Origin of the sequence: Hymenobacter lapidarius (genome assembly GCF_001816145.1) — a bacterium.
In the GTDB taxonomy this organism is placed as follows: Bacteria; Bacteroidota; Bacteroidia; order Cytophagales; family Hymenobacteraceae; genus Hymenobacter; species Hymenobacter lapidarius.
On the sequence record NZ_MDZB01000100.1, the window covers coordinates 26159 to 50930 of the forward strand.

The 24772-nt window shown below is 60.6% G+C and carries 17 protein-coding genes; 8 read left to right on the forward strand and 9 right to left on the reverse strand.

Annotated elements, in window-relative coordinates; translation table 11 throughout:
- The first annotated feature begins 127 nt into the window (after positions 1–127).
- From BEN47_RS09585 to BEN47_RS09595, 3 genes are all read left to right on the forward strand, one after another.
- The gene (locus BEN47_RS09585; protein ID WP_070727726.1) at positions 128–1018 is read left to right on the forward strand and encodes a hypothetical protein; all 891 of its coding nucleotides are present in this window, start codon (positions 128–130) and stop codon (positions 1016–1018) included.
- 112 nt (positions 1019–1130) lie between these two features.
- Positions 1131–2297 (forward strand): zinc-dependent alcohol dehydrogenase, encoded by a 1167-nt coding sequence (locus tag BEN47_RS09590; protein ID WP_070727730.1) that lies wholly within the window; start codon positions 1131–1133, stop codon positions 2295–2297.
- A gap of 185 nt (positions 2298–2482) precedes the next feature.
- A complete protein-coding gene (locus BEN47_RS09595; RefSeq protein WP_094123020.1) occupies positions 2483–5161 on the forward strand; it encodes a S8 family serine peptidase in 2679 nt (892 codons plus the stop codon).
- A 192-nt stretch (positions 5162–5353) separates the two neighbouring features.
- On the opposite strand, the gene BEN47_RS09600 is transcribed toward BEN47_RS09595, so the two are convergent.
- Positions 5354–6130 (reverse strand): M57 family metalloprotease, encoded by a 777-nt coding sequence (locus BEN47_RS09600; protein WP_070727736.1) that lies wholly within the window; start codon positions 6128–6130, stop codon positions 5354–5356.
- A gap of 207 nt (positions 6131–6337) precedes the next feature.
- On the reverse strand, positions 6338–7042 hold the full coding sequence (locus BEN47_RS09605) for a M57 family metalloprotease (protein ID WP_239691556.1): 705 nt from the start codon (positions 7040–7042) through the stop codon (positions 6338–6340).
- Positions 7043–7527: 485 nt separating this feature from the next.
- On the opposite strand from BEN47_RS09605, the gene BEN47_RS09610 reads away from it, so the two are divergent.
- Positions 7528–8994: a PSP1 domain-containing protein gene (locus tag BEN47_RS09610; RefSeq protein ID WP_239691557.1), complete on the forward strand. Its 1467-nt coding sequence runs from the start codon at positions 7528–7530 to the stop codon at positions 8992–8994.
- A gap of 325 nt (positions 8995–9319) precedes the next feature.
- Here the strand turns inward: BEN47_RS09610 and fahA are convergent, their stop codons facing one another.
- From fahA to BEN47_RS09635, 5 genes are all read right to left on the reverse strand, one after another.
- The gene (fahA, locus tag BEN47_RS09615) at positions 9320–10612 is read right to left on the reverse strand and encodes a fumarylacetoacetase (protein ID WP_070727741.1); all 1293 of its coding nucleotides are present in this window, start codon (positions 10610–10612) and stop codon (positions 9320–9322) included.
- A gap of 143 nt (positions 10613–10755) precedes the next feature.
- Positions 10756–11007 (reverse strand): NifU family protein, encoded by a 252-nt coding sequence (locus tag BEN47_RS09620; RefSeq protein WP_070727744.1) that lies wholly within the window; start codon positions 11005–11007, stop codon positions 10756–10758.
- Between the two features lie 10 nt (positions 11008–11017).
- Positions 11018–12121 carry an Mrp/NBP35 family ATP-binding protein gene (locus BEN47_RS09625; protein ID WP_070727796.1) on the reverse strand — a complete coding sequence of 368 codons (1104 nt, stop codon included), beginning with the start codon at positions 12119–12121 and terminating at the stop codon, positions 11018–11020.
- A 199-nt stretch (positions 12122–12320) separates the two neighbouring features.
- Complete coding sequence (locus tag BEN47_RS09630; RefSeq protein WP_070727747.1) at positions 12321–14171, reverse strand: glycoside hydrolase family 2 protein; 1851 nt, start codon at positions 14169–14171, stop codon at positions 12321–12323.
- 172 nt (positions 14172–14343) lie between these two features.
- Entirely contained in the window at positions 14344–15609 is a 1266-nt protein-coding gene (locus BEN47_RS09635; protein ID WP_070727751.1) for an asparagine synthetase B, read from the reverse strand.
- 215 nt (positions 15610–15824) lie between these two features.
- Here BEN47_RS09635 and BEN47_RS09640 point away from each other — a divergent pair, with 215 nt between their 5' ends.
- From BEN47_RS09640 to BEN47_RS09650, 3 genes are all read left to right on the forward strand, one after another.
- Complete coding sequence (locus tag BEN47_RS09640) at positions 15825–17063, forward strand: ABC transporter permease (RefSeq protein WP_070727800.1); 1239 nt, start codon at positions 15825–15827, stop codon at positions 17061–17063.
- Positions 17064–17101: 38 nt separating this feature from the next.
- The gene (locus BEN47_RS09645; RefSeq protein ID WP_125921599.1) at positions 17102–17761 is read left to right on the forward strand and encodes a hypothetical protein; all 660 of its coding nucleotides are present in this window, start codon (positions 17102–17104) and stop codon (positions 17759–17761) included.
- A 185-nt stretch (positions 17762–17946) separates the two neighbouring features.
- Positions 17947–18759, forward strand: coding sequence for a helix-turn-helix transcriptional regulator (locus BEN47_RS09650; protein ID WP_070727757.1), 813 nt, complete (start codon positions 17947–17949; stop codon positions 18757–18759).
- Between the two features lie 223 nt (positions 18760–18982).
- Here BEN47_RS09650 and mtaB read toward each other — a convergent pair whose 3' ends face one another.
- Both mtaB and BEN47_RS09660 read right to left on the reverse strand, forming a co-directional pair.
- On the reverse strand, positions 18983–20317 hold the full coding sequence (mtaB, locus tag BEN47_RS09655; RefSeq protein ID WP_070727760.1) for a tRNA (N(6)-L-threonylcarbamoyladenosine(37)-C(2))-methylthiotransferase MtaB: 1335 nt from the start codon (positions 20315–20317) through the stop codon (positions 18983–18985).
- Between the two features lie 73 nt (positions 20318–20390).
- Entirely contained in the window at positions 20391–22205 is a 1815-nt protein-coding gene (locus tag BEN47_RS09660; protein ID WP_158010961.1) for an LTA synthase family protein, read from the reverse strand.
- A gap of 294 nt (positions 22206–22499) precedes the next feature.
- On the opposite strand from BEN47_RS09660, the gene BEN47_RS09665 reads away from it, so the two are divergent.
- Positions 22500–24689, forward strand: coding sequence for a glutamine synthetase III family protein (locus tag BEN47_RS09665; protein WP_070727766.1), 2190 nt, complete (start codon positions 22500–22502; stop codon positions 24687–24689).
- The last annotated feature ends 83 nt before the right edge of the window (positions 24690–24772 follow it).

The following is a 24772-nucleotide window of genomic DNA, read 5'->3' on the forward strand; positions in this document are numbered from 1 at the left end:
GAATAATAAAAAGAACGTTATGCTGCGCTTAGCGAAGCAGCCCTACCGCTCAAGTAATTTAGTTACTGCTGCGGTAGAGCTGCTTCGGCAAGCGCAGCATGACGGTTCTTTTAGGTTAATTTTCTCCTTGTGCCTTCTCACCACCACCGCTTGCGCCCAAGTCACGGCGCCCTCCGCGGCGTCGGTGGCGCCCGCGGCCAGGCAGGTAGCAGCACCCGTGCAAGCCGCTCCGTTGCCTGCAGTTGACGGTGCGCCTGACGCCACCGCGTCCTGGAAACTCATCCGCCTCATCAAGCTGCCCAACCCCGGCGCGGCATCGCTGGACCGGCGCGGCGCGCTCTACGTGGCCGACGCCGACAATAACCTGCGCCAGTACGGGCCCGAGGGCCTGCTGCTGAACACGTACGCGCCCGCCCAGCCCGGCCACGTAGCCCAGGTAGAGGCCTGGAACGTGACCACTACCCTAGTGTTCAACGACGACCGGCAGCAGCTGGTCCTCCTCGACCGCTTCCTGACGCTCATCACCGAAATGCGCCTGGCCGACTTCCTGGACGGCACGGTGCGCGTGGCCACGCTGGCCCCCGACAACCGCATCTGGCTGCTCGACGAAAGCAACCTGGTGCTGCGCGAGTTCGACCCCAACACCCGGCTCGTCATTCAGAATACCCCGCTGGATTTGATTATCGGCCGCGCCCGGCCGGACTTCCGGTTCCTGCGGCAGTATCAGAACAATACCTACCTGGTGGACCGTAACACGGGGATTTACGTGTTCGACAACTTGGGGACGTACCGGAAGAAGATGCCCATTGCCGGCCTGAGCATGGTCGGCTTTCGGGGCGATGAAATGTACTACTTCGCCGACGAGGCGCTGCACTTTGCGCACCTCTACAACCAGACCGAACGCCGCGTGGCCCTGCCCGCTGCCGTGCCGGCGGCCGAGGTGCGCCAGGTGCTGGTGGGGGAGGGGTTTGCGTATATTTTCACCGCTGTGGGAGTGACAGTGTATCAATATAACTAGCGGCTGGTAGTGCCGAGCTAGGGATAATGGAGGGGAGGACAGGGGTAACCTCTGGAAAAGAGGGGCCGTTAGGTTTAGCAAGTCCTTCCTTCTTCCACCATTTCCCCTTCTCATGAAAGCACTCCGAATTCACGGCATGCGCGATGTTCGCGTGGACACCGTCGACGACCCCAAGCTGCTTGATCCGCGCGACGCCATCATCCGCGTTACCAGTACGGCCATTTGCGGGTCCGACCTGCACATCTACAACGGCAGCATTCCGCAGCCCCGGCCCATGGTGCTGGGCCACGAGTTTATGGGCATTGTGGAGGAAGTGGGCAAGGGCGTGGGCAACCTCAAGCGCGGCGACCGGGTGGTGGTGCCGTTCCCCATTGCCTGCGGGCACTGCCTGTTCTGCAACCACGAGCTGCCCGGCCACTGCGAAAATTCCAACCCCGAGCACTACGGCCCCGAAGGCGGCTTGATGACCGAAAAGGGCGGTGCCCTCTTCGGCTACACTGACCTATATGGCGGCTACGACGGTGGCCAGGCCGAGTACGCCCGCGTGCCCTACGCCGACTTCGGTCCCCGCAAAGTGCCGGACAACCTCACCGACGAGCAGGTGCTGTTCCTCACCGACATCTTCCCCACCGGCTACTCCGGCATCGACTGGGCCAACGTGAAAGGAGGCGAAGTAGTGGCCATTTTTGGCGCCGGCCCGGTGGGTATCATGGCGGCCAAGTCGGCGTGGCTGCGTGGCGCCAGCCGCGTTATCATCGTGGATACCCAGGCCTACCGCCTCGACCTGGCCGCCAAAGCCGCCAACGCCGAGGGCATTCTCTGGGAAACCCACGACCAGGTGGTGGACGAAATCCGGAGCAAGAGCCGCGGCTACGGCGCCGATGTGGTAGTGGAAGCTGTGGGCTTCGAGCCCGACCGCAACCTGCTCGACCGGGCCAAGGCCATTATCAACGTCGAAAAAGGCTCTGATAAGGTGCTGCTGGCCTGCCTGAGCGCTGTGCGCCGCGGCGGCTACGTGTCGGTGCTGGGCGTGTACTCCTCGCCCTTCGACAACTTCCCAATCCACCAGTTCTTCGACAAAGGCCTCACCATTCAGGGCGGCCAGGCCCCGGCCCACAAGCACATCGACAAGCTGCTGAAGCACGTATCCGACGGCGACGTGCGCCTCGACGATATTATTTCGCACCGCCTGCCGCTCAGCCAGGCCCCGCACGGCTACGACATCTTCCGCAACAAAAAGGACAACTGCACCAAAGTGGTGCTGAAGCCTGGCGCCTAGGGTCCCGCTGGGAACGACCACGCGGCAAGCAGCCAACGTAAACAGCTCATAGAAAAAGGAACCTTCTTACCGCAGGTTCCTTTTTCTATGAGCTGCGGCTTATTAAAACAGCCGGGATAAACTGGTCTGGTTATCTTTGGCTAGAGACGAGCTAAGCTGATTTTTATACCAGGAAACTTGCCCATATGGGAGCACCACAACGCGGGCCTACGAGCTGCAACACCACAAGCAGCACGCTGCGGCGAGGCGCAAAAACAGTCCTGTTTGCGCTGCTGCTTTCTGCGCAGGCCGTGGTGGCCCAGGCCCAGCTCCGGGCCGAGGTGCAGGCCAAGCTGGCCCCCGGCCTGCAAGCAGCCACGCTGCAAAAAAACACCCGCACCGTGCGCGTGCGCGTGACCGACCCCACGGCTTTCCGGCAGTGGCTGGGGCAGCACCTGCCCGCCGCCCACGCGACGCAGCCCACGCCTTCGGCCCGCACCCTTACCGTGTCGGGCCTGAATGGCTCTGCGCTGGCCCAGCTGGCGGCCTGCCCGCTGGTGAGCTTTGTGGACGTAGCCGACCGCCCCGCCCGCCAGGAGCGGCAACTGAACAACTCCGACTTGTCGGTAAATGCCATTGCAGCCGTGCACGCCCGTTTCCCGGAGCTGGCCGGGCAGGGCCACACGGTTTCGGTGAAGGAATTGCCCTTCGATGCGACCGATATTGATTTTAAAGGCCGGGTGGTGGGCGCCAGCGGCTTTCCGGGGCCGTCTTCGCCCCACGCCACCGACATGGCTACGCTCATCGGCGGCGCCGGCAATTCCAGCCCCCTGGGCCGGGGCGTGGCCCGGCAGGTGCGGCTTGCCACTTCCAACTTCGCCCGCCTGCTGCCCGACGAGGACCAGCAGCTCGTACCGGCCGGCATTTCGGTGCAAAACCATTCCTATGGCACGGCCATCGAGAACTACTACGGGCTCGAATCGCAGGACTACGACCGGCAGGTGCGGGCCTATCCGACCCTGCTGCACGTTTTCTCCTCCGGTAATTCGGGCCTCCTGACCAGCGACGCCGGCCCGTACCGCAACATTCCCCGCGTAGCCAACCTCACGGGCCAGTTCAAGATGTCGAAGAACACCCTGAGCGTGGGTGCCACCGGCCCTTCCGGACAGGTAGACGCCCTCAGCTCGCGCGGCCCGGCCTACGATGGCCGCGTAAAGCCGGAGCTGGTGGCCTACGGCGAAGGCGGTTCTTCCGAGTCGGCGGCCCTGGTTTCGGGCATTAGTGTGCTGCTGCACCAGGTGTACCGCGACCAGAACAACGGCGCATTGCCCGCCGCTGCCCTCGTCAAAGCCGTGCTGCTGAACAGTGCCGACGACATCGGCCGGCCTGCCGTGGACTTTGTGAGCGGTTTCGGCCAAGCCGATGCGTTGGGTGCCGTTCGGGCCATGCGCAACAAGCAGTATTTCAGCGGAACGGTTACCACGGGCTCGCGGGAGTTGTTCACCGTGCAGGTGCCCGCCGGCAGCACCCAATTCAAAGCCACGCTGGTCTGGAACGACCCCGAAGGCGCTGCCAATGCGGCCCAAGCGCTTGTTAACGACTTAGACCTAGTCGTATATGACTTGGTCACTGGCAAAGACACCTTTTACCCGTGGGTGCTGAGTGACTTTCCCCACGCCGATTCCCTGGCTTTGCCCGCCCGCCGGGGCCTCGACCGGGTGAACAACGTTGAGCAGATAACCATAAATCTGCCGTCAAACGGTCGCTACGTCTTGAGTGTGGGAGGTACAAATGTACCTCAGGGCCCGCAGGCCTTCAGCCTCGCCTACGAAATGAGCGCCCCCGGCCTGGAATGGACGAGCCCGCCCACCGCGGGCAACGTGCGGCCCGGCGCCAACACCACCCTGCGCTGGCAATGGCACGGCCCCGCCACCACCGCCCGCCTAGAATACCGGCCCGTGGGCGCGGCACAGTGGCGCGTGGTAAACGCCGCCGTGGCCCTCGCCGAAAACCGCGTTGCCTGGGCCGTGCCTGATACTACCGCGCAGGCGCAATTGCGCCTGGTAGCAGGCAGCCAGGTCTTTACCTCCGATGAGTTTGCCATTGTGCGGGTGCCGCCCGTGCGGGTAGGCTATGCCTGCCCCGATGAGACGCTGCTGCAGTGGACCCGGGTGCCCGGCGCCACGCAGTACCAGGTGTACCAGCTCGGGGCCACTACCCTAGAGCCCCTGTTGCGCACCGCCGATACCACGCTGGTGCTCAACCGCGCCCAGATGGCCACCCGGCACTATGCGGTGGCTCCGATGCTGCGGGGCAAACTGACCGAGCCCGGCACCACCATCGATTACACCACCCAGGGCACCGCGTGCTACTTCCGCTCGTTTCTGGCCCGGCAGCTGGTTGGCGATGTTGTGCGTTTCGACGTGGAATTGGGAAGTGTATTTCGATTGAAGTCGGCCACCTTGGAGCGCATGGGCACGGGCAGCTTTGAAGCCGTGCAAACCATTTCGCCGGTCACGCAAACCAGTTTTCTGGTGACCGATATTCCCCCAGGTGCCGGCCGCTACCTCTACCGCGTGCGGCTGGAAAACCTGGCGGGCCAGCAGTTCTACAGCAACGTGGAAGAAGCCTTTCTCTTGCAATCCGGTGCTGCTCAGGTGTATCCCAACCCGGTGCTGGCCGGCGACGTCCTCAAGCTTGTGGCCAACACCAGCGCCCCGGTCAGCATTCAGCTGTTTGATGTGCTGGGCAAGTTCCAGCGCGAAGCCGAAATAGAGGGGGTCATCAACAACATTGATACCCATGGCCTGAAGCCGGGCCTGTATTTGCTGCGCGTGCGACTGGAAAATCAGGCCGAGCAAATCATTCGGGTTGTCATCCAATAAGTCGTGCCTGCGGGGTTGGCTTTGGAATTCAGCTAATCACGGCTACTGCCTCGTTGAGCGGCAACAAAAAGCCCCGACTCGCAGGAGCCGGGGCAATTTGTTGAATATTGAAGCTGTCGTAAAAAGCCGGTTTTATATGCGTCTCTGCTTCAATCGCAGAATGCCTAGGATGACAGCTCCATTACCTAACGACTAGTACAGCGCATTCAAAGCCGTTTTGTCGTTGGCATTGAACGGGCGGTTGGCACCCGAACCAATGCAAGCCAACATAAAGGAGTTGGGGTCGGCAGCGGCCGGCGTGCCGGGAATCAGGATGGCGCCAACCGTGCTGGCACCCTCGTTGCTGGTCGAACCGCCGCAGCTATAGCTGCGGTCCATGTAGTCGGTGTGGCGGAAGCCGATGCAGTGGCCCACCTCGTGTGCCAGAATGGTAGCAATGTAGGTAGTGGGGTTGGCCGTACCAATGGCACCGGAGTTAATCAGAACTTGGTTGTGGGGGTCGCCAGCGCTGGTAGGAAAGCCAGCCGAGGCCAGATAGCGGGCACTCTTGGGCGCTTGCGCCAAAACGATATTGCCGCCCGATGATACCCGCGACATCGTGAGGGTCAGGTTTTCGGCGTTGTACCGAGCAATCATTTCGTCGGTGGCCGTAACGTAAGCAGCCGGTAGCGCCGTCGACACCGAAATGGTGATGTTGCGGCCCGTGCCAGTGTTCACCAGGTTGGTGGTGCGGTACTGCTCCTCGGCACCCACGCGCATAAGCTTTACCGGGCTGGGGTTGGCGAGGTCTTGCGCGGTGAGGAAAATGTCGCCTTCCACAACGTAGCCGCCTTCAACAGCGATGGCACCTTGGGAAGTAAAGCCCAGTTGCTTGATTTGGCTCAGGACTTCCTTGCTTACCTCGTCAGATTTGGTGAGGGATTCGCTCTCTTTGGAGCGGACGTTAATGCGAGTGCGGAAACGAGGCACAGGCCAGCGGCAAGCAGGTTTTTTGTAAACATATGAGTGGGTAAAGTGGAATTGGGAAAATGGGACAGTTGTGAGAGTAGGAAAAAAAATTATCAATTTAATTCATATACCTGAGTTTTTGAACAAATAAATGGAAACCCAAAAGACCCCAGCTTGATAGGGCCGGGGTCTCTTATTACAAATCAGTTTTGCAAGTTGCCGTGTCGGCTAGTACACGTAATTCAGTGCCGTTACGTCGCTCGAAGTGAAGTAACGGTTCTGGCCGCTGCCAATGCAAGCCAGCATCCACGAGCCCGAGCTAGGACCGGTAGGAGTGCCGGGGATGTGAATAGCACCCACGGTGCCGGCCCCTTCGTTGGAGTAGGAGCCGCCGCAGCTGTAGCTCCGGTCCATGTAGTCGGTGTGGCGATATCCAATGCAGTGACCCACTTCGTGGGCCAGGATGGTAGCGATGTACGTGCTGGCGTTGGCCGTGCCGATGGCGTCGGAGTTCACCTTAATCGAGTTGAAAGGGTTGCCGTCTGAGGGAAAGCCCGCCGAAGCCAGGTAAGTAGAGCCGTCAGGAGCCTTGCTCAGGAAAATCTGGCCGCCGGAGGTAACCCGCACGAAGCGAATGCGCAGGCTCTGGTTGTTATAGCGGCGAATGAGTTCATCGGTAGCCGTCACGTAAGCCGATGGCAGATAGATAGATACTTGAATGCTGATGGTGCGGCCCGAGCCCACGCTTACCAGGTTGCTAGTGCGGTACTGCTCTTGGTCGCCCACGCGCAACAGTTGGTAATCGGGCTTCTGGGCCAGGTTCTCATCGGTTATCACAATGTCGCCCTCAACGAGATAGCCGCCTTCTACCCGCTTGATGCCGTCGGTGGTCAGGCCCATTTCCTTGATTTGGCTGATTACCGCCTGTGACACGCTAATTTCTTGAGTTGGTGCTACGGCTTCCTTTTCTTTTGAGCAGGATGAGAGTGCCAACACCGAGGCGGTACAGAGGGCAGCGGCGGATAGTACATTTTTGAGTTTCATTAGTTTGTTTCCGGTTGGTAAGTGAAAAATTATTAAAGTATGGACGCAATTAGAGGAAAAAAAATGTAATAGACAACAGTATTTAGATGAAACATTAAAAATATTTCAAAGTATGCGTACGTGTGTCTTTAAATGCATTTGTGACTATACCGATAATAGCCGTTTGCCAAAATCTTGTACGTTTCTCGACAAAGTCACAATGCGGCGTTTACTGCGCTTGTTTAATGTTATGTTTGAATTTCCTCATCAAGCCAAGAATGGCTTACTTAGCGGGGCCTGCGTGGCCAAAGTGCCCTAGCCGAATTTCGTATCTTTGCTAGGACCTGAATTTTCGTGGAAAACTTATTTTCCCTCAACTATATAATTTCTTACTAGTGGCTTGTTCATCATGTTCTTCCGGCGGGGGCTGCGGCACCAAGCCGGGCGGCTGCAAATCCAACGGGGGCTGTAGCACCGGGGGCTGCAACCGCCTCAATGTTTTCGATTGGTTGCAGGACGTGGAAGTGCCGGACTCCTTTGCCGGCTTCGATATCGTAGAAATCCGCTTCAAGGGCGGCCGTAAAGAGTTTATGCGCAACGACCAGCGCCTGCCGCTGGTTACCGGCGATGCCGTGGTGGTAGACGCCGCCGGCTCCGGCTGGCACCTGGGCCACGTGAGCCTGAAAGGCGAGCTGGTGCGTCTGCAGATGCGCAAAAAGAAGGTGCCCACCGACTCCAAGGAAATCCGCAACATCCTGCGCATTGCCACTTCCGACGATGTGGAGCGCTGGGAAGCCGTGCGCGACTTGGAGAACGGCACCATGTTCCGGGCCCGGGCCATGGTGGGCGAACTGCGCCTGCGCATGAAGCTGAGCGATGTGGAATACCAGGCCGACCGCACCCGTGCCTTGTTCTATTATTCGGCCGAGGACCGGGTCGACTTCCGCGAGCTCATCCGCCGCCTGGCCGACGAGTTCCGGGTGCGCGTGGAGATGCGCCAGATATCGCTGCGCCAGGAGGCCGGCCGCATTGGCGGCATCGGCGTGTGCGGCCGCGAATTGTGCTGCTCTACGTGGCTGCAGGACTTTAAAACCGTGAGCACCACGGCCGCCCGCTACCAAAACCTGAGCCTGAACCCGCAGAAGCTGGCCGGCCAGTGCGGCCGCCTCAAGTGCTGCCTCAACTACGAGCTCGACGCCTATCTCGACGCCCTGAAGGACATTCCGCAGGTGCAGCGCCCGCTGCAAACGGCTAGAGGTGAGGCGTTTTTGCAGAAGACGGATATTTTCCGCCGCCGCATGTGGTTTGCTTTCAAAGGCGACAACAACTGGGTGATGCTGGACACGGCCCGCGTGCGGGAGCTGCTGGAAATGAACAAGCGCGGCGAGAAAATCGAAAGCCTGCTGCCTCCCCGCGAGGAAGCCCCTGAGCCCGAAGTATCGGCCATCGTGGAAGGCTCGCTCGACCGCCTCGACGATAAAATAAAGTCAAGCAGCAAGCGCACCAAGCGCAAGAAAACCCGTGGCGAAGGCGAAGTGCCCGAAGCCCGCGCCCCACGCGAAGGTGTGCATATCGATGTAACGGAAACCAGCGTCTTCCCGTGGGCTCTCCAGTACCAGTCGGGTGGACGTGAGTTCCTTCACGGTGCTGGCCAAGGTTCTGCTAGGAAGCAGGGGGTTCCTGGTAAGCACGGCAGTGAGGGTCGAGCCGGTGAGGGTATAGCTTCCTACTTCCGACGAAGAGCTGTAGGTGGCGTACATGGTGCCGTCGGCATTATAGGTAACGGCCATGGCGCCCGGCGTAACGATTACACTGCTGGTAACGTCCGCCCCGCCCCCTTTGGGCATTGCGACATAGCTTAGAGCCGTCCATTGCCAAGTGCCGGCGGCAAGTACTACGACACTTGGGGCAAAGGGTGCCGGCGGCGAGTCATTACCAACTTTTGAGCAACTAGCCAGTCCCACCAACAATAGGCAGGGAAGGAGGGTATCTTTCATGCCTGAAAACTACAGAAAAAAATCCTCTTTTTAGCGTGAAACTGTGGATATACCAAACCCTAAGTGGATAAATCAGATAATAGACAAATTGAAGTTCACAAAACTGGTTCAATGAATCTACGTTCACGAAAATCAATTTAAGATGAGTTTCGTGAACGCCTGAATCTGCATAGAATGAGGCTGGGCAAATTTAGTATTCGACAGCTGGGAGCACGGTGCCGCGCACCTCGCCAAAGCCAATGCGCACACCGTCTCTCTCGGCATAGCCGCGCATGGCCACGGTGTCGCCATCCAGGATGAACTTGCGTTCGGTGCCATCGGGCAACTGCAGGGGGCGGGTGCCGCGCCACGTCAGCTCCAGCATCGAGCCCAGGGAGTCGGGGGTGGTGCCGCTGATGGTGCCGGAGGCGTAGAGGTCGCCGGCTTCCAGATTGCAGCCGTTAGAGGCGTGGTGGGTGAGCTGCTGGGCCATGCTCCAGTACATCAGGCCAAAGTTGGTGCGGCTGATGGTGGTTTCGGAGCCCTGCGCGGGGGTAAGGGCCACTTCGAGGTGAATATCGAAGTTATGGGCGCCATCTTGGTTGAGGTAGGGTAGGGGCGTGGGTTCCTGCACGGGGCCGGCAATGCGGAAAGGCTCCAGGGCGTCGAGCGTAACCACCCAGGGCGCCAGGCTACTGCCAAAGTTCTTGCCCAAAAAGGGGCCTAAAGGCACGTATTCCCAGCTTTGCAGGTCGCGGGCGCTCCAGTCGTTGAACAGGCACAGGCCGAAAATGTGCTCCTCGGCCTCAGCAATAGGCACGGTGCTGCCCAGCGCGGTGCCGGTGCCCACCACAAAAGCCATTTCCAGTTCAAAATCGAGCTGGCGACTGGGGCCGAACGTGGGCGCGGCCTCGTCGGGGGCTTTGCGCTGGCCATTGGGGCGCTTGATATCCGTGCCGGACACCACAATGCTGCTGGTGCGGCCGTGGTAGCCAATGGGCAAGTGGCGCCAGTTGGGCAGCAGGGCGTTGGCCGGGTCGCGGAACATGGTGCCCACGTTGGTGGCGTGCTCGATGCTGCTGTAGAAATCGGTGTAGTTGGCGGGCTTCACCGGGCGCAGCATGCACACGTCGGTTTGCCGCAACAGGCAGTCGCGCACGGCCTCTTCGTTGTCGCGCAGAATGTCGGCATCGTGGCGCAGCAGCTCACTTACCCGCTGCCGCACGGCCCGCCACGCCGGCTGGCCCAGGCGCAGAAACGCATTGAGGGAGCGGCGCCGAAATACTTTGGGTTGGGCCGCCCCCAGCTCCGTTAGGTCTTCAAAGAAACCGTACTGACTGGCCGCGTACAGGTCGAGCACGTAGCCTCCAATGGCCACGGCCAGTCGCGCGCCCCGCTCTTCGGTTTCGAACACGCCAAACGGCAGGTTTTGAATGGGAAAGTCGCTGGTTGGCGGAATGTCAATCCAAGAGCGAAGGGTGGGTGAATTTAAGTCAGTGGCCATGGATGGAAAGAGTGGTGCGGGGCAAAAGTAACGTGAAGGGCGCGGGTTATGGCGGGGTAGAATGAGACCGTCCGGCCCGCCCGTTGTCCGCATAGGGAACAACGGCCGAGCCGGACGGTCAATTAACGTATTCTGAAAAACCCTTAGCGAGCTTCAACGGCCGTGATTTCGGGTACGGCCTTCTTTACGGTGTCTTCCAGGCCGGCGCGCGTCATCGGCGACATGGGGCAGGCCCCGCAGGCGCCTTCCCATTCGAGTTGGAGCACGCCTTCGGGGGTGATGTTGGCCACGCGCACGTTGCCGCCATCGGTGGCCAGGTACGGACGCAGGCTATCCAATGCCGCCTCAATACGGGGCATCAACGGATGGTCGAAAACGGGGGCAGAAGCTGGCATGTCCACGGGATTAAGGATTCATTTGAACGATGGCCGTCTTGGGAGCCACGTTGTTACGGATGCTGATTTGCCGGGCTACGGCTTCGGCCAGGTTCGCGAACAGCTGACCCACTACCGATTTAGGGTCGAGTACCGCCGGCTGTCCCTCGTCGCCATTTTCGCGGATGCTTTGCACCAGCGGCAGCTGGCCCAGCAGCGGCACATCGTGCTGCTCGGCCAGACGCCGGCCGCCGTTCTCACCGAAAATGAAATATTTGTTGTCGGGCAGCTCGGCGGGGGTAAACCACGCCATGTTCTCCACCACGCCCAGCACGGGCACGTTGATTTGGGGCTGGCGGAACATCTGCAAGCCCTTCTGGGCATCGGACAGGGCCACTTTCTGGGGCGTGGTCACGATGACGGCCCCCGTTACGGGCACCGTTTGCACCAGGGTCAGGTGAATATCGGAAGTGCCGGGCGGCAGGTCCAGGAGCAGGTAGTCGAGTTCGCCCCAGTCCACTTCGGTAATAAACTGCTTGAGCGCCGATGAGGCCATGGGCCCGCGCCATACGATGGCCGACTCGGCCGGAGCCAGAAAGCCGATGCTCATCAGCTTCACCCCGTATTTCTCGATGGGCTTAATCAGGTTTTTACCATTGGGCCCCTGAAAAACATGGGGCGCTTCGTTCTCCACGCCAAACATGGTGGGCATGCTGGGGCCGGAAATATCAGCATCCACCAAGCCGACTTTGGCGCCCGTGGCCGCCAGCGCCACTGCCAGGTTGGCCGTAACGGTGCTTTTTCCCACGCCGCCCTTGCCCGAGGCAATGGCAATGATGTTTTTGACGCCCGGCAGCAAATCGCCGCGGTTGTTGCGCAGCGTGGTCACCCGCGACGTCATGGTAATCACTACGTTGGCATCCTTGTCCACCATCGTGTGGATGGCGCGCTCGCAGGCATCGTGAATGAGCTGCTTAAGGGGGCAGGCAGGTGTAGTAAGCACCACCGTAAAGGCTACGGTAAGGCCGTCAATCTCAATGTTCTCAATCATGTTGAGCGTCACGAGGTCCTGGCCCAGGTCGGGCTCTTCCACGTAGCTCAGGGCTTTGAGAACGGCTTCTTGGGTTATGGTCATATGGCAGGCAATGCGCCGGGAAATGGCGCGCTGCAAAGATAACCCCGGAAGCGGCGGGCAGGTTCGGAACCACTCAAATTGCTTTTTTGATGCACCACGGCCTCATAAGTACCAATCCGGCCACCTTGGTTGCCGATGATTTCTCCTCAAATGCGCGTATGCTACCATCCATTAGTTGACGATTTTCTCAACGCGGCTGCTACTCCAGAAACTTCATCTGCCGCGAGGCCAGCAGCTTTTCCGGTACGCTCAGGGCGCCGGTGTGGGCGTCAATCAGGCCGTTGCGCTCGTCTTCGATGTTGGTGGCCTGGGTGTACACGTCGCCGGCAATCGGGCGCCGGCGCAGCTCCTGCTTAAAGGCGTGGATGCTGCTGGTACGGGCTTCCGCGTCCTGCGGCCCGCCGTAGTCGGGAAAGCCAAAACCGCCCCACTCGCTCACAATGAGCGGCACTTGCCGGCGGTAGAAAAAGGCATCGCCCACCACCAGCGGGAAAGCGGCCGTGCCCTCCATCTCGCCGCCCACCAGACGGTCGAGCAGCTCCCGCCAACGCGCCAGGTCGGGGGTGTAGAGGTGGGCCGTGAGCAAGTCGGACTTGAGCCGGCCGGTGTGGGAAACGTGGTGCCAGCCGTCGTTGTCCACCACCAGAAACTGCGGGTAGGCAATTTGCATGAAGTGGTAGGTATCCACGATGTACTGCCGGGTTTCGGGGTTGGTGGCAATGTCCTGGGCGCCCCAGTCCTCGTTGTAGAGGCTCCAGATAATGATGGATGGGTGGGTTTCGCTTAGCGTTACCAGCCGCAGCAGCTCGGCGCGGTGGTTTTCGCGGCTGCGGGGCGTGGAGCTGTGCGGGCTGGGCACTTCCACCCACAGCAGCAGGCCTAGCTCGTCGGCCAAGTTGTAGATGCGTGGGTCGATGCCGGCAATGTGCACCCGCACCAGGTTGCAGCCCAGCGCCTTCATGGCGTGCATGTGGAGCTGCATCTCCTTGTAGGTGGCCTGGCCGGGCTGGTAAAGAATGCCGTCGAGGTAGGTCGACTGGTTGTTGAGGTACACGTACCGGCCCCGCGCTTCAATCTTGCGCAGGCCAAACAGCGTTTCGATGGCGGAAGCGTAGCCTTCGCCGTCGATTAGCTGCGCCACCAGGCGGTAGCGGTGGGGCGCTTCCGGCGACCATAGCTCGGCACCGGGCACTTCCAGCACCACGCGCTGCTGCCACTGGCCGGGCTCCAAGCGAATGGGGAAATCCGAAGCCGCCAGCGGGGTGGTGCGGTTGGGCGTTTTGGGGTCGAACACCTGCAGGCGAATCACGTAGTCGCCGGGGTCGTGGATGCGCAGCGTCACGTTGAAGCGCACCAACTGGTCTTCTACCACGCTCACCACGCCCACGCGGGAGCGCAGGCGGTTGCGCTCCACCACTTCCAGCCACACGCTACGCACGGCGCCAGTGTAGGTCTGGTACCAGATGCCGCCGCGCTTGTACACGTGCGACTCCTGTTTGCCGCGTGGGGTTTCGGCGTCCATGTTGTCGGCAATGCGCACGGTGAGGCGGTTTACCGGGCGCAGGTTTACCGGGTCCAGCTCGTAGGTGAAAGAGGTGTACTCGCCAAAGTGCACTTCTTCGCCTTCAATGGTACTGAGCGGCTGGCCATTGAGCCACACCCGCGTTTCGTAGCCGCAGGCCCCAAACGTGAGCTGCACCATGGAGCGCGGCTGGGGCTCTTCAATTGCCGGCAGGGCAAACTCACGCTCGTACCACACCACCACCTGGTCGTGCCAGGCGGCCGCTCCCTGCTGCCCGCGGGCCTGAGCCAGGTGCTCTTCCACCGAGCCCGGCCACTGGGCCGTGTACTCGTAGGAATGGCCCGAAGCCCAGTTTTCCTGCAGGCCCACGTCGGCGTCGTCGTGCGCAAACCGCCACTGCCCGTCCAGCAGTACGTGGCTGTTCATGCGAAGCACCGCCCGGGGCAACGGGTTGGCCTTTTCGTTGTTGGGAGATTCTTCGGGGAGGCTAAACGAAAGCGAGTAGTTCGAAGGATGCAGGTCTTCCATTCGGGGCAGTGGATAAGGAGCTGAGCGGTGGGCGTGCTAAGGAGTTCACCGCTCAACTAACGGCCAAATCGCCCAGAATGATGCAGCGGCCCCAAAACCAGCCAATCAGCCACGCCCAGCGGCCCAGTACGCACCGGCCACCGGTGCCTGGCCCCATCGCTGCCCCGGTTCCTCAGGTCTTCTGCTTTTTCTTCTTCGCCGCTGGAAACAAAATATTGTTCAAAATCAGGCGGTAGCCCGGCGAGTTGGGGTGCAGGGTGAGGTCGGTGGGTTCTTCGCCCACCAAGTGCTGGTAGTCTTCGGGGTCGTGGCCGCCGTAAAAAGTCCAGGTGCCTTTGCCCAGGGTGCCGTGCAGGTAGCGCGCTTCGCCGGTTTGCTTGGTGTCGCCCATCACAATCACATCCGACTTAATGAGGCGTTTGCGGAAGGCCGTGGTTTGGCCCATAAAGCCGTGGATGGTTTTTTCGTGGTTCTGGCACAGCATGGTAGGCACCGGGTCGTACTTGGCCGAGAAGGTGAAGAGTGAGAAGTAGTCGTTCTGCTCGCCCAGGCCGCGCTCGTTGGGCTGCATGTCGATGTTGGAGTACTCGTACTCGAAGGGGTTGCGCACCAGCTGGAAATTCTCGAAGGCCAGGCAGCGGTTGAAGTTCAGCTTGGATTGGGCGTTGGGGTCGGCCGGGTCGCCGTCGTACATGCTTTCCACCATGTCAATGCCCAAGCCGGCCAGGGCAATGTCGTAGCTGTCGGTGGCCGAGCACATGGCAAATAGAAACCCGCCCCCGGCAATGAATTCCTGCATTTTCACGGCCACGGTGCCCTTCATCTGGCTCACTTTGCCAAAGCCGTTGCGCTTGGCGGCGGCCTCGGCGTCGCGCACCTGCTGCTGGTACCAGGGGTAGTTGCGGTAGGTAGAATAGAACTTGCCGTACTCGCCCGTGAAATCTTCGTGGTGCAGGTGCAGCCAGTCGTACTTCGGCAGTTGGCCGGCCAGCACCTCATCGTCGTAAAGCTGGGTGTAGGGAATTTCGGCGTACGCCAGCACCATGGTCACGGCATCGTCCCAGGGCTGCTTGCCTTTGGGCGTGTACACCGCAATTTTGGGCACTTTCTCCAGCCTCATCACGTCCATGTTGGCGTTGGGGTCAGCTATTTCCTGCAGGATGGCCGTGTACTGGGCCTCACTGATAACCTGAAACGAGACGCCACGCACCGCCAGCTCGTTTTCTGCCCCGGCCGTGGTTTCGAAGGCGAAAGCGCCGCCCCGGTAGTTCAGCAGCCAGTCGACGGGCACTTCGCGCTGCAGCAGCCAAAAGGTGACGCCATATGCCTTCAGACACTCTTTTTGGGTGTTGTCCATGGGCACCAGCACGTGGTTGGCGCGGGCCGCCAGGCCGGTCAAGGCCACCAGTAATGTCAGCAGAATACGCTTGAGCAGCATCGTTATTTGGGTAAAGGAAACGCATCCATCCAACCGGGTTGCGTCGCGGGTGGTTCAAGTTAAGCGCCGCGCGCCGAACTTTGAACGGGGCCGCCCGCCCCAGCGGGACGAAACTCCCGGCACGGCGTTGCGGGATGCGCATCTTTGCAACGACTTTTGCACGGCCCCCCGCCCGCCGGGCCACCAGTACCCACCTCCGGCCCAAGCCCATTCCCATGAGCCCCCTCGAAAACGTCCGCGAAGCCTTCCGCTCCATCCGCTCCAATTTGTTGCGCACCGTCCTCACGGCGCTCATTCTGAGCATCGGCTTGTTTGCGCTGGTGGGCATTCTCACGGGCATCGATGCCATGAAGAATTCCCTGTCGGAGACCTTCGCCAGCCTTGGCGCCAACTCCTTCGAGATTCACGCTAAGGGCTACAACAACCGGGGCCGGCGCGGGGGCGTGCAGTCTAAGCAGTACACGCCGGTCAATTACCTGCAGGCCACCCAGTACAAGAAAGCCATGGGCGAAGACGCCCAGGTGGGTATTTCGGCCTTCGTGGCCGGGGCTGCGGAAATGAAAGCCAACGGCATCAAAACCAACCCCAACATGCAAGTGGTGGCGGGCGATGAAAACTACCTGAAAATTCAGGGCTATAACCTGGCCAATGGCCGAAGCTTTTCGCAAGCTGAGCTGAATAGCGGGGCCAACGTAATGATAGTAGGGGATGAAATCCGCCTCAAGCTGTTTCCCAAGCAGAGCCCCGTGGGCAAGTACGTGTCGGCCCTGGGCCGCCGCTTCCTGATTGTGGGCCTGCTCGAAAAGAGCGGCAGCAGCATGGGCGGGGGGGGCGCCGACCGCCTGGCCCTGCTGCCCTTGGAAACCGGCAACCAAATGCCCCGGCAGCGCGCCCTCACCTACGACATCAAAACCGCCACCGACCAGCAAGGCACCCTCAACTTCCTCATTGGGCAGGCCACCGGCGTGATGCGGGCCGTGCGCCACGACCGACTGGGGCAGGAAGACAGCTTCGTGGTGGAAAGCAGCGAGTCGCTGGCCAACGACCTGAACTCCATTTCGGGCAAGGTGAAGGTGGGAGGCACCATCATGGCCTTTATCACGCTGCTCGGAGCCAGCATTGCCCTCATGAACATCATGCTAGTTTCGGTGACGGAGCGCACCCGCGAGATTGGCATTCGCAAGGCCCTGGGCGCCACGGCGGTTCAGATTCGCCGGCAGTTCCTCATCGAGGCCATCGTCATCTGCCTGATGGGCGGCACGCTGGGCATTGTGCTGGGCGTGCTGGGCGGCAACGGCGTAGCCACGTTTGTGGGTTCCGGTTCGTTTCTGGTGCCATGGGGCTGGATTGCCACAGGCCTGGTCATTTGCGTGGGCGTGGGGCTGGCGTCCGGGTATTACCCCGCCAGCAAAGCCGCTGCCCTGGACCCCATCGAATCCCTCCGCTACGAGTAGTACCAGGGGGAGCTGCACCGAAGATGCAAATAGGGTTTTTGAGCTTATTCTTGCTGGTAGCCATGCCCGGCCCGGCCCAACCCGGGCCGGGCCTTCAGGCGCACGTCGTAACCTTCAGCGGCAAAGGCCGAGGTGCAACGTTCAAACTGCCGCAAGTGGCGCTGGAAAACCGAGCGGTGGCCGAGCTTATCAATCGCCGGCTGCTGCGGCGCGTTATCGCGCCCAACGTCGATAGCCCAATTGACACTACGGGCACCCCGGCGCAGCAAATCCGGCAGGCGGCCGCCCTGGACTGCTGCTTTAGCGGCGTGCACTACACGGTACTGCTCAACCAGGGCGCCCTGCTTTCCCTGGAGCTCAACCTCGAATACCAGGGCGCCTATTACTATGAGCGCACGGACCACATCACCTTCGACCTGAACACCGGCCGAATCCTGACCCTGGCCGATGTAGTATCCGACTTTCCTAAGGCCCTGAGCGGCCGCTTGCGCGGGGCCATCAGCCGCCGTATGGCGGAGGAAATAGCCCAGGCTGCTGCCGATTACGGCGACTCCGCTACCGTAGCCGATTTACGGCAGCGCTTTGGGTGGGATGCCAGAACCCGGCAGGTCGTCTTTGCCCGCGACGCCCGGCAGGCCGGTGCCACCGAGCCGGACCTGAACGAATTTGCGCTCTCGCCGCAGGCTGTGCTTTTGTAATACCGGGTGGGGCTGCCCCACGGCTTGTTGAATTTCACACCCAATGAAACCTACACTTTCCCGTTGGCCGGGCTGCGGCCGCGTGGGCTGGCCCGGCACTTGGTTTCGGCAACTGATACTGTTCCAAAGCGGTAATAGTCCCGCGGCAGCATACATTTGCGTATCTACTCATTTGTGGAAACGCCATGACTGCCCCCTTTCCCGTACCCATCGACCAGCGCTTTGCCCAACTGATTCAGCAGTTTGGCCTCACCAAAAACAGCTTTGCCATCTCCCTGGGTAAAACTGCCAGCGTGGTGCAGCACCTCATTGATGGCCGCAACAAGCCGGGATATGACCTCCTCTGCCGAGTGTTTGAGATTTACCCAAATGTGTCGAGGGACTGGCTCCTACTGGGCCGTGGGCCAATGCTCGTGAGCGGTGAGCCTGCCACGAAGCCAGCCGCGCCAGCAGCGCCGGCTGCTTCCAAGGAGCCGCCCCTGGAACCCATCGATTTGTCAGATGTGGAGCTGGCCCCGTCGCGGCGGAGCACGCCAGGCGTGGCCGGCACCCGCCTGCAGCCCGCCGAAATTGCTGCCACTCTGGCCCTGGCCGCCGCTGCCAACCAACCTGCCCGCACATCGGCTACCGCTCCCGTTGAAATGCTGGAGGCACCTTCCAGCACTGCCCAACTGGCATCGGCCCCTGCTCAGCCAGCTGTTTTACCTATCAATACCACGCCGCAGCCTGCGCCGGTGGTCGCTGCTGAAACAGCTCCGCCAGTAGAAGCCAGCCCGCCGCCAGTTGCGCCGCCAGTAGTGCCCGTTGCCGCTCCGCAATCAGCGCCAATGCCCGCTCCGGCGGTAGTACCTGGCCCCGAAACGTATGTTGCTGCTGCCTTGCATGCGCAACACCTGCAGCATCAGTTGGCCCTTGCGGAGCTGCGCAATCAGCACCTGCAGGAGCAGCAGCAAATGCTGCGCGAAATGCTGGCCATGGCCCGTCAGAGCATGGTCTGAATAGGCTGGCGTGCGTCTGCGACGCGTTGCCGACTGGGTCCGAGCCTGCGGCTCGGGCGAGCGGTTATTAGATTCCTGCCGCGCGTTGTTCGCCGGTGAGCCGCAGGCTCGAACCCAGTCGGCAACGCGTCGCAGACGCGCGCCAGCTAATTGCTGCGTAACAGCACGTCAGTCAGTCGGCCACAAAATCCGATAAATCCGAAGAATTCGATAAATCCGCGGTTCAGACCAGAATGCCCATTTCCTCGGCGTCCATCAGGCCTAGGGCGTTTACGCCGGTTAGGCGCAGGGTTTTCATTTCGCCCACCAGCAAGGGGTCGTATTTGGCGTTTACGCGGATGTAGTTGGGTGTGAAGCCTTCCATGCGACCGTCGGTTACGTCGTCTTCAAACAGTACATCGGTCTCCAGGCCCAGGTGCTGCTCGTAGAAGAAGCGTTTTTTCTTTTCCGATAAGTTCCGCAGCTGGGTGGTGCGCTCGTGGCGCACCCGGTCCTGCACCCGGCCGGGCAGGGTTGGTGCCAGCGTATCCGGCCGCTCCGAATACGGAAATACGTGCAGGTAGCTTATGGGCAGCTCGTTGAGGAAGTTGTACGTGTCGAGAAAGTCCGCATCGGTTTCGCCCGGGAAGCCCACTATCACATCGACGCCGATGCAGGCGTGGGGCATCAACTCCTTGATGCGGGCCACGCGGCTGGTGTACAGCGCGCGCTTATACCGCCGCCGCATCAGCCCCAGAATCTTATCGGAGCCGCTTTGAAGCGGGATGTGGAAATGGGGCATAAACCGCGCCGAGGCCGCCACCGTTTCCAGAATATCGTCGGTGAGCAGGTTGGGCTCGCAGCTGCTGATGCGGAACCGGCGGATGCCCGCCACTGCGTCGAGGGCCCGAACCAATTGGGTAAAATCCTCGCGCCGCTCGCGCTCAGGTCCCTGCAAGCCAAAATCGCCTAGGTTTACCCCGGTCAGCACGATTTCCTTCACGCCGGTTTCGGCTAGTTTTTCTACCCGTCCTACCACGCTGGCCACGCTGCCCGAGCGGCTGGCGCCCCGGGCCAGCGGAATGGTGCAGAACGAGCAGGAGTAGTCGCATCCATCCTGCACCTTCATAAAGGTGCGGGTGCGGTCGCCGAACGAATGCGCCGCGTGAAACTCCGTGGCCTCCGAAATAGGGGAGGCGTGCACGTGGCCGGGCTGCCCGGCTGCGGGCTTCTTAAAATCGGCCAGGATATCAACCAGCTGAAATTTCTCGGCCGCGCCCAGCACGGCGCTCACGCCCGGAATGGTGGCAATTTCCTGGGGCTTAAGCTGGGCGTAGCAGCCCACAATGGCCACGAAGGCGTCGGGATTGTGCTTGAGTGCCTGCTGCACCACCTTCCGGCACTTGCGGTCGGCGTGGTCGGTCACGGAGCAGGTATTGATAACGTACAAATCGGCCCCGGCTTCAAAAGGCAGCTTTTGGAAGCCTTTCTCCTCAAACTGCCGGCCAATGGCCGACGTTTCGGAAAAGTTGAGCTTGCAGCCGAGGGTATAAAAGGCAACGGATTGTGGGGTGGGCATAGTCCCGCAAAGGTAAGGACGAAGGCGGGGAGCAGTGGTGCTGCTGGTAGCTACCATCCGGAAATGCCCAGCGCTACTTCTGCTCGAAGTCCTGCAGGGTGAGCTGCTGCATGGCTTTGCCCAGCTCAACCTGCGCTTTGGTCACGGGTGGGTCGCGTTCCCACACCTGCCGGCTCACGTTGTCGTAGGTCATCAGCCCAGCTGGCGAAACCGCTCCGAAGCCGTCATTAAAGCAGTAATAAGCGAAGGGAATGGGGTTGGCGGCCAGCAAGTCCCGGCTCCATACAAAGTCGTTGGCCGGCAAATTCAACTGGCGCAGGAGCGTAGCTGCCACGTCCGTTTGCGAACCGATGGTGCCAACCACCCGCCCTCGCGCTTCCGGGCGAATGGCCCCGCCGGCCAGCAGCAGCGGAATATGGAACTTGCCGGCCGCTTGATTAGCGGAGTTGCCGGGCTGCTGATGGCCATGGTCGGCCACCAGTACCAGGAGCGTGTTGGCGTACCAGGGCTGCTTCCGGGCCTCCTGCAGGAATTTGCCGAGTGAATAATCCGTGTAGTAAACCGAGTTGCGAAACAGGTTGGCTTCGCTGGTGCCAGGAAATTTATCCTTCATCGGCACGGTGAACGGCTCGTGGCTGCTCAGCGTGAAAGCGGTGACGAAAAAGGGCTGCGGCTGCTTCTTCAAATCCCTAAGCATGCGGGTAAACAGCACGCCGTCGTGCGCGCCCCACTTGGAGTTTTGTTCAGCCAAAGCGAAGTCGCTGCGCTCCGTTATCTGTTCGTAGCCTGCCGTCTGCACGTAGCTTTTCATGTTGGCAAACGCCAGCTCCCCGCCGTAGTAGTAATGGGAGCGGTAGCCCGCCGCGCCCAGACTCCGGCCCAAATGCGGCAACTGCTCAGTCTTGCGCGGGTACTTGATGATGCTGGTGGTGGGCTGGTTGGGGTAGCCCGAGAGCAGCGCCACCAGTCCTTTCTGGCTGCGGTCACCGGCGGCGTATATATCGGTAAAAAGTAAGCCCGTTCGGGCCAAGCTGTCCAGCGTGGGGGTCACGCCCCGCTCGCCGCCCACACTGCCCACCAGCTTGGCCGTGAAGCTTTCGAGGATAATAAACAGCACGTTCGGGCGCGCCTTCGTCAGCACGGCAGGGCTGGTCTGGGGCAGGGGCGGGGCCCCCACCGCCAGCGGGTAGATGCCCGCCACCAGCCGGCGCGCGGTGCTGTCCGGCATAAAGGGTTGCGGGGGCTTTGCGCGGGACCTGAGCACCAGGGCACTCATCAGATTCCAGGGCGCGTTCAGGGCCGCGTGGTTGGCAAAGGCGATGCGGGAGAAATAAACATCGCTCTGGTTCACCGGTATCTGCTGGGTGCCGCCACGCAGGGGCACCACCAGCAGGGCCGCATACAGGAGCCCCGCCAGCGCCGCGCGGCCGCGACCAAAGCCCTCTGCCAGCGGCGCCAGCCGCCCCAGCACTACCTTATATAGACCCCATCCCATAAGCAACAGCAATACCAGCAAGCCCAGCAGCAGCCCCAACGGCGCCGTGCCCGCCGAAGCCGCCATCTCCTTGGGCGAGCTCAGGTACTGCAGCGGGGTATCGTCGAGCCGGAACCCCCACGTTCGGTACAGTTCCAAATCGGCCGTAATCAGGACCGCCAAAAACGTGCCCAGGGCCGCGGTGTAGCCGGCCACCACCTGCCGGAAGGGAAACCGGGGCCACAGACTCCACCCCACAAAAAGCACAAACGGCACAATGCTCACGTACGCCACCGCCGAGGCATCCAGCCGCAGGCCGTAGCCGAAGGTGGCCAGCAGCGTAGCCGCATCGAGTTGGGAAGCTGCCTCGTGGTGGTACCCTAAAAAAAATGCCCGGCTAATGCCAAAAAGCAACAGCCAAAAAAGGAAGTAGCGCGATTGAAACGCAAATCGGTTGTTCACTCAACAAAGATAGCCGGGAGAAACACCCGGCCTAAAATGATAAAATAGGGATGACAGTGAATAGTTGTGAATCTAATTGCCATTTAGGGTTTAAAATTGATGGGGTTATAGGAGTAAAATGAAGTATTTTAGATAAACGACCTCAATTTTAAGGGTCATTTGGAATAAAAACGTTTTCGTCGCTTTATCTTTGCTGTCAGACAATCCATTATTGGTACCCTCTATTCCTGCCCGGTTACTCCCTCCATGGCCATCCTCCGTTTTAAAGCCTTAGAACTCGTCAACCAGCGCCGCCCCGTTACGGTGATTCCCGCCGCCGCGCGCCGCTCCGATAGTTTCGGGCAAAATGTCTTCAATCTGGAAGCCATGCGGGCAACCATGCCCGGCGATTATTTCAAAAAGCTGCAGGCGGCCATCAAGCAGGGCGCCACGGTGGAGCGCAATGTGGCCGACGCCGTGGCTTCGGCCATGAAAACCTGGGCCATGGCCAAGGGCGCTACCCACTACACGCACTGGTTTCAGCCCCTCACGGGCTCAACGGCTGAGAAGCACGACTCTTTTTTCGACCTGAACTCGGACGGCCGGCCGATTGAAAATTTCAAAGGTTCCGCGCTGGTGCAGCAGGAGCCCGATGCGTCGTCGTTTCCCAACGGCGGCATCCGCAACACTTTTGAGGCCCGCGGCTACACCGCCTGGGACCCCACTTCGCCAGCTTTCATCATCGAAACGGTCGGGTCCAAGACCCTGTGCATTCCCACCATCTTCGTGGCCTACACCGGCGAGGCGCTCGATTACAAGGCCCCTTTGCTGAAGTCGCTGGGCGTGCTCGAAAAAGCAGCCCTGGAGGTTTGCCAGTACTTCGACAAAGACGTGAGCCGCGTGAACACCACGCTGGGCATTGAGCAGGAATACTTCCTGGTTGACAAGGCCTTGTACGATGCCCGCCCCGACCTGGTGATGACCGGCCGCACCGTATTTGGCCACGCGCCCGCCAAGGGCCAGCAGCTCGATGACCACTACTTTGGTTCGATTCCGGCGCGGGTGCACGGTTTCATGGTAGAGTTTGAGGAGGAATCCAACTTGCTGGGTATTCCGCTCCGCACGCGCCACAACGAAGTGGCGCCCAATCAGTTTGAGTGCGCTCCCACCTTTGAAGATGCCAACCTGGCCATCGACCACAACCAGCTGTTGATGGACGTGATGGACCGCGTGGCCGAGCGCCATAACTTCAAGGTGCTGTTGCACGAAAAGCCCTACGCCGGCGTAAACGGCAGCGGCAAGCACAACAACTGGGCCCTGAGCACCGACACCGGCGTAAACCTGCTCGCGCCCGGCCGCCGCCCCAAAGAAAATCTGCAGTTTCTGGCGTTCCTTATCACCACAATCCAGGCCGTGCACCGCTACGCCGACTTGCTGCGGGCTAGCATTGCCTCGGCCAGCAACGACCACCGCCTGGGGGCCAACGAGGCGCCGCCCGCCATCATGTCGGTGTTCCTGGGCTCCATGCTGGACTCGGTGCTTGATGAGCTGGAGCGCACGGCCAAGTTGCCGCTCGACAAAGGCGATAATATCTATTTGAAGTTGGGAATTGACAAGATTCCTGCTATCTTGCTAGACAACACGGACCGAAACCGGACTTCCCCGTTTGCCTTCACCGGCAACAAGTTCGAATTCCGGGCCGTGGGTTCGTCGGCCAACTGTTCGTCGGCCATGACGGTGCTCAACACAATTGTCGCCGACCAGCTCATTGACTTTAAGGACTCGGTTAATGCCCTCATCAGCGAGGGCAAAAAGAAGGAGGTAGCCATTGTGGAAGTGCTGCGCGAGTACGTTATCAGCTCCAAAGCCATTCGCTTCGAAGGCAACGGCTACTCGGAAGAGTGGAAGCAGGAAGCTGAAAAGCGGGGCCTGAGCAACATTGCCACCACGCCCCAGGCCCTCGACGCCATTGTGCGGGCCGATGCAGCCGAGCTTTTTGCGCGCCACGGCATTTTCACGGAGGTGGAGCTACACGCCCGCCACGAAATATTGCTGGAAGAATACCAGAAAAAAATTCAGATTGAAAGCCGTGTAATGGGCGATTTGGCCATTAACCACATCATCCCCACGGCGCTTTCGTACCAAACCAAACTAGTGAACAACGTGCGCGGCCTGCGCGAGTTGGGCCTCGACGATGAAAACAGCCAGGTAACGATTGAAATGATTAAAGCCATTTCCCGCCACGTCACCACCATCAAAACCAACGCCGACGCCATGACGGAGGCGCGTAAACGAGCAAACAAACTCGGAGACGCCCGCGCACTGGCCGTGGCATACTGCGAAGAAGTAAAACCAAAATTCGACCCCATTCGCCGCGCCGTTGACAAGCTCGAGCAGATGGTGGCCGACGAGGACTGGCCCCTGGTAAAATACCGCGAACTGTTGTTCAGCCGGTAGTTAGGGGACGGAATCGGGTCCGGTGTTGGGTGGGAATTCTCGCCGCGCCCCGGTTTTTAAAGAGGTGCCTCCGTGAGGTGCCT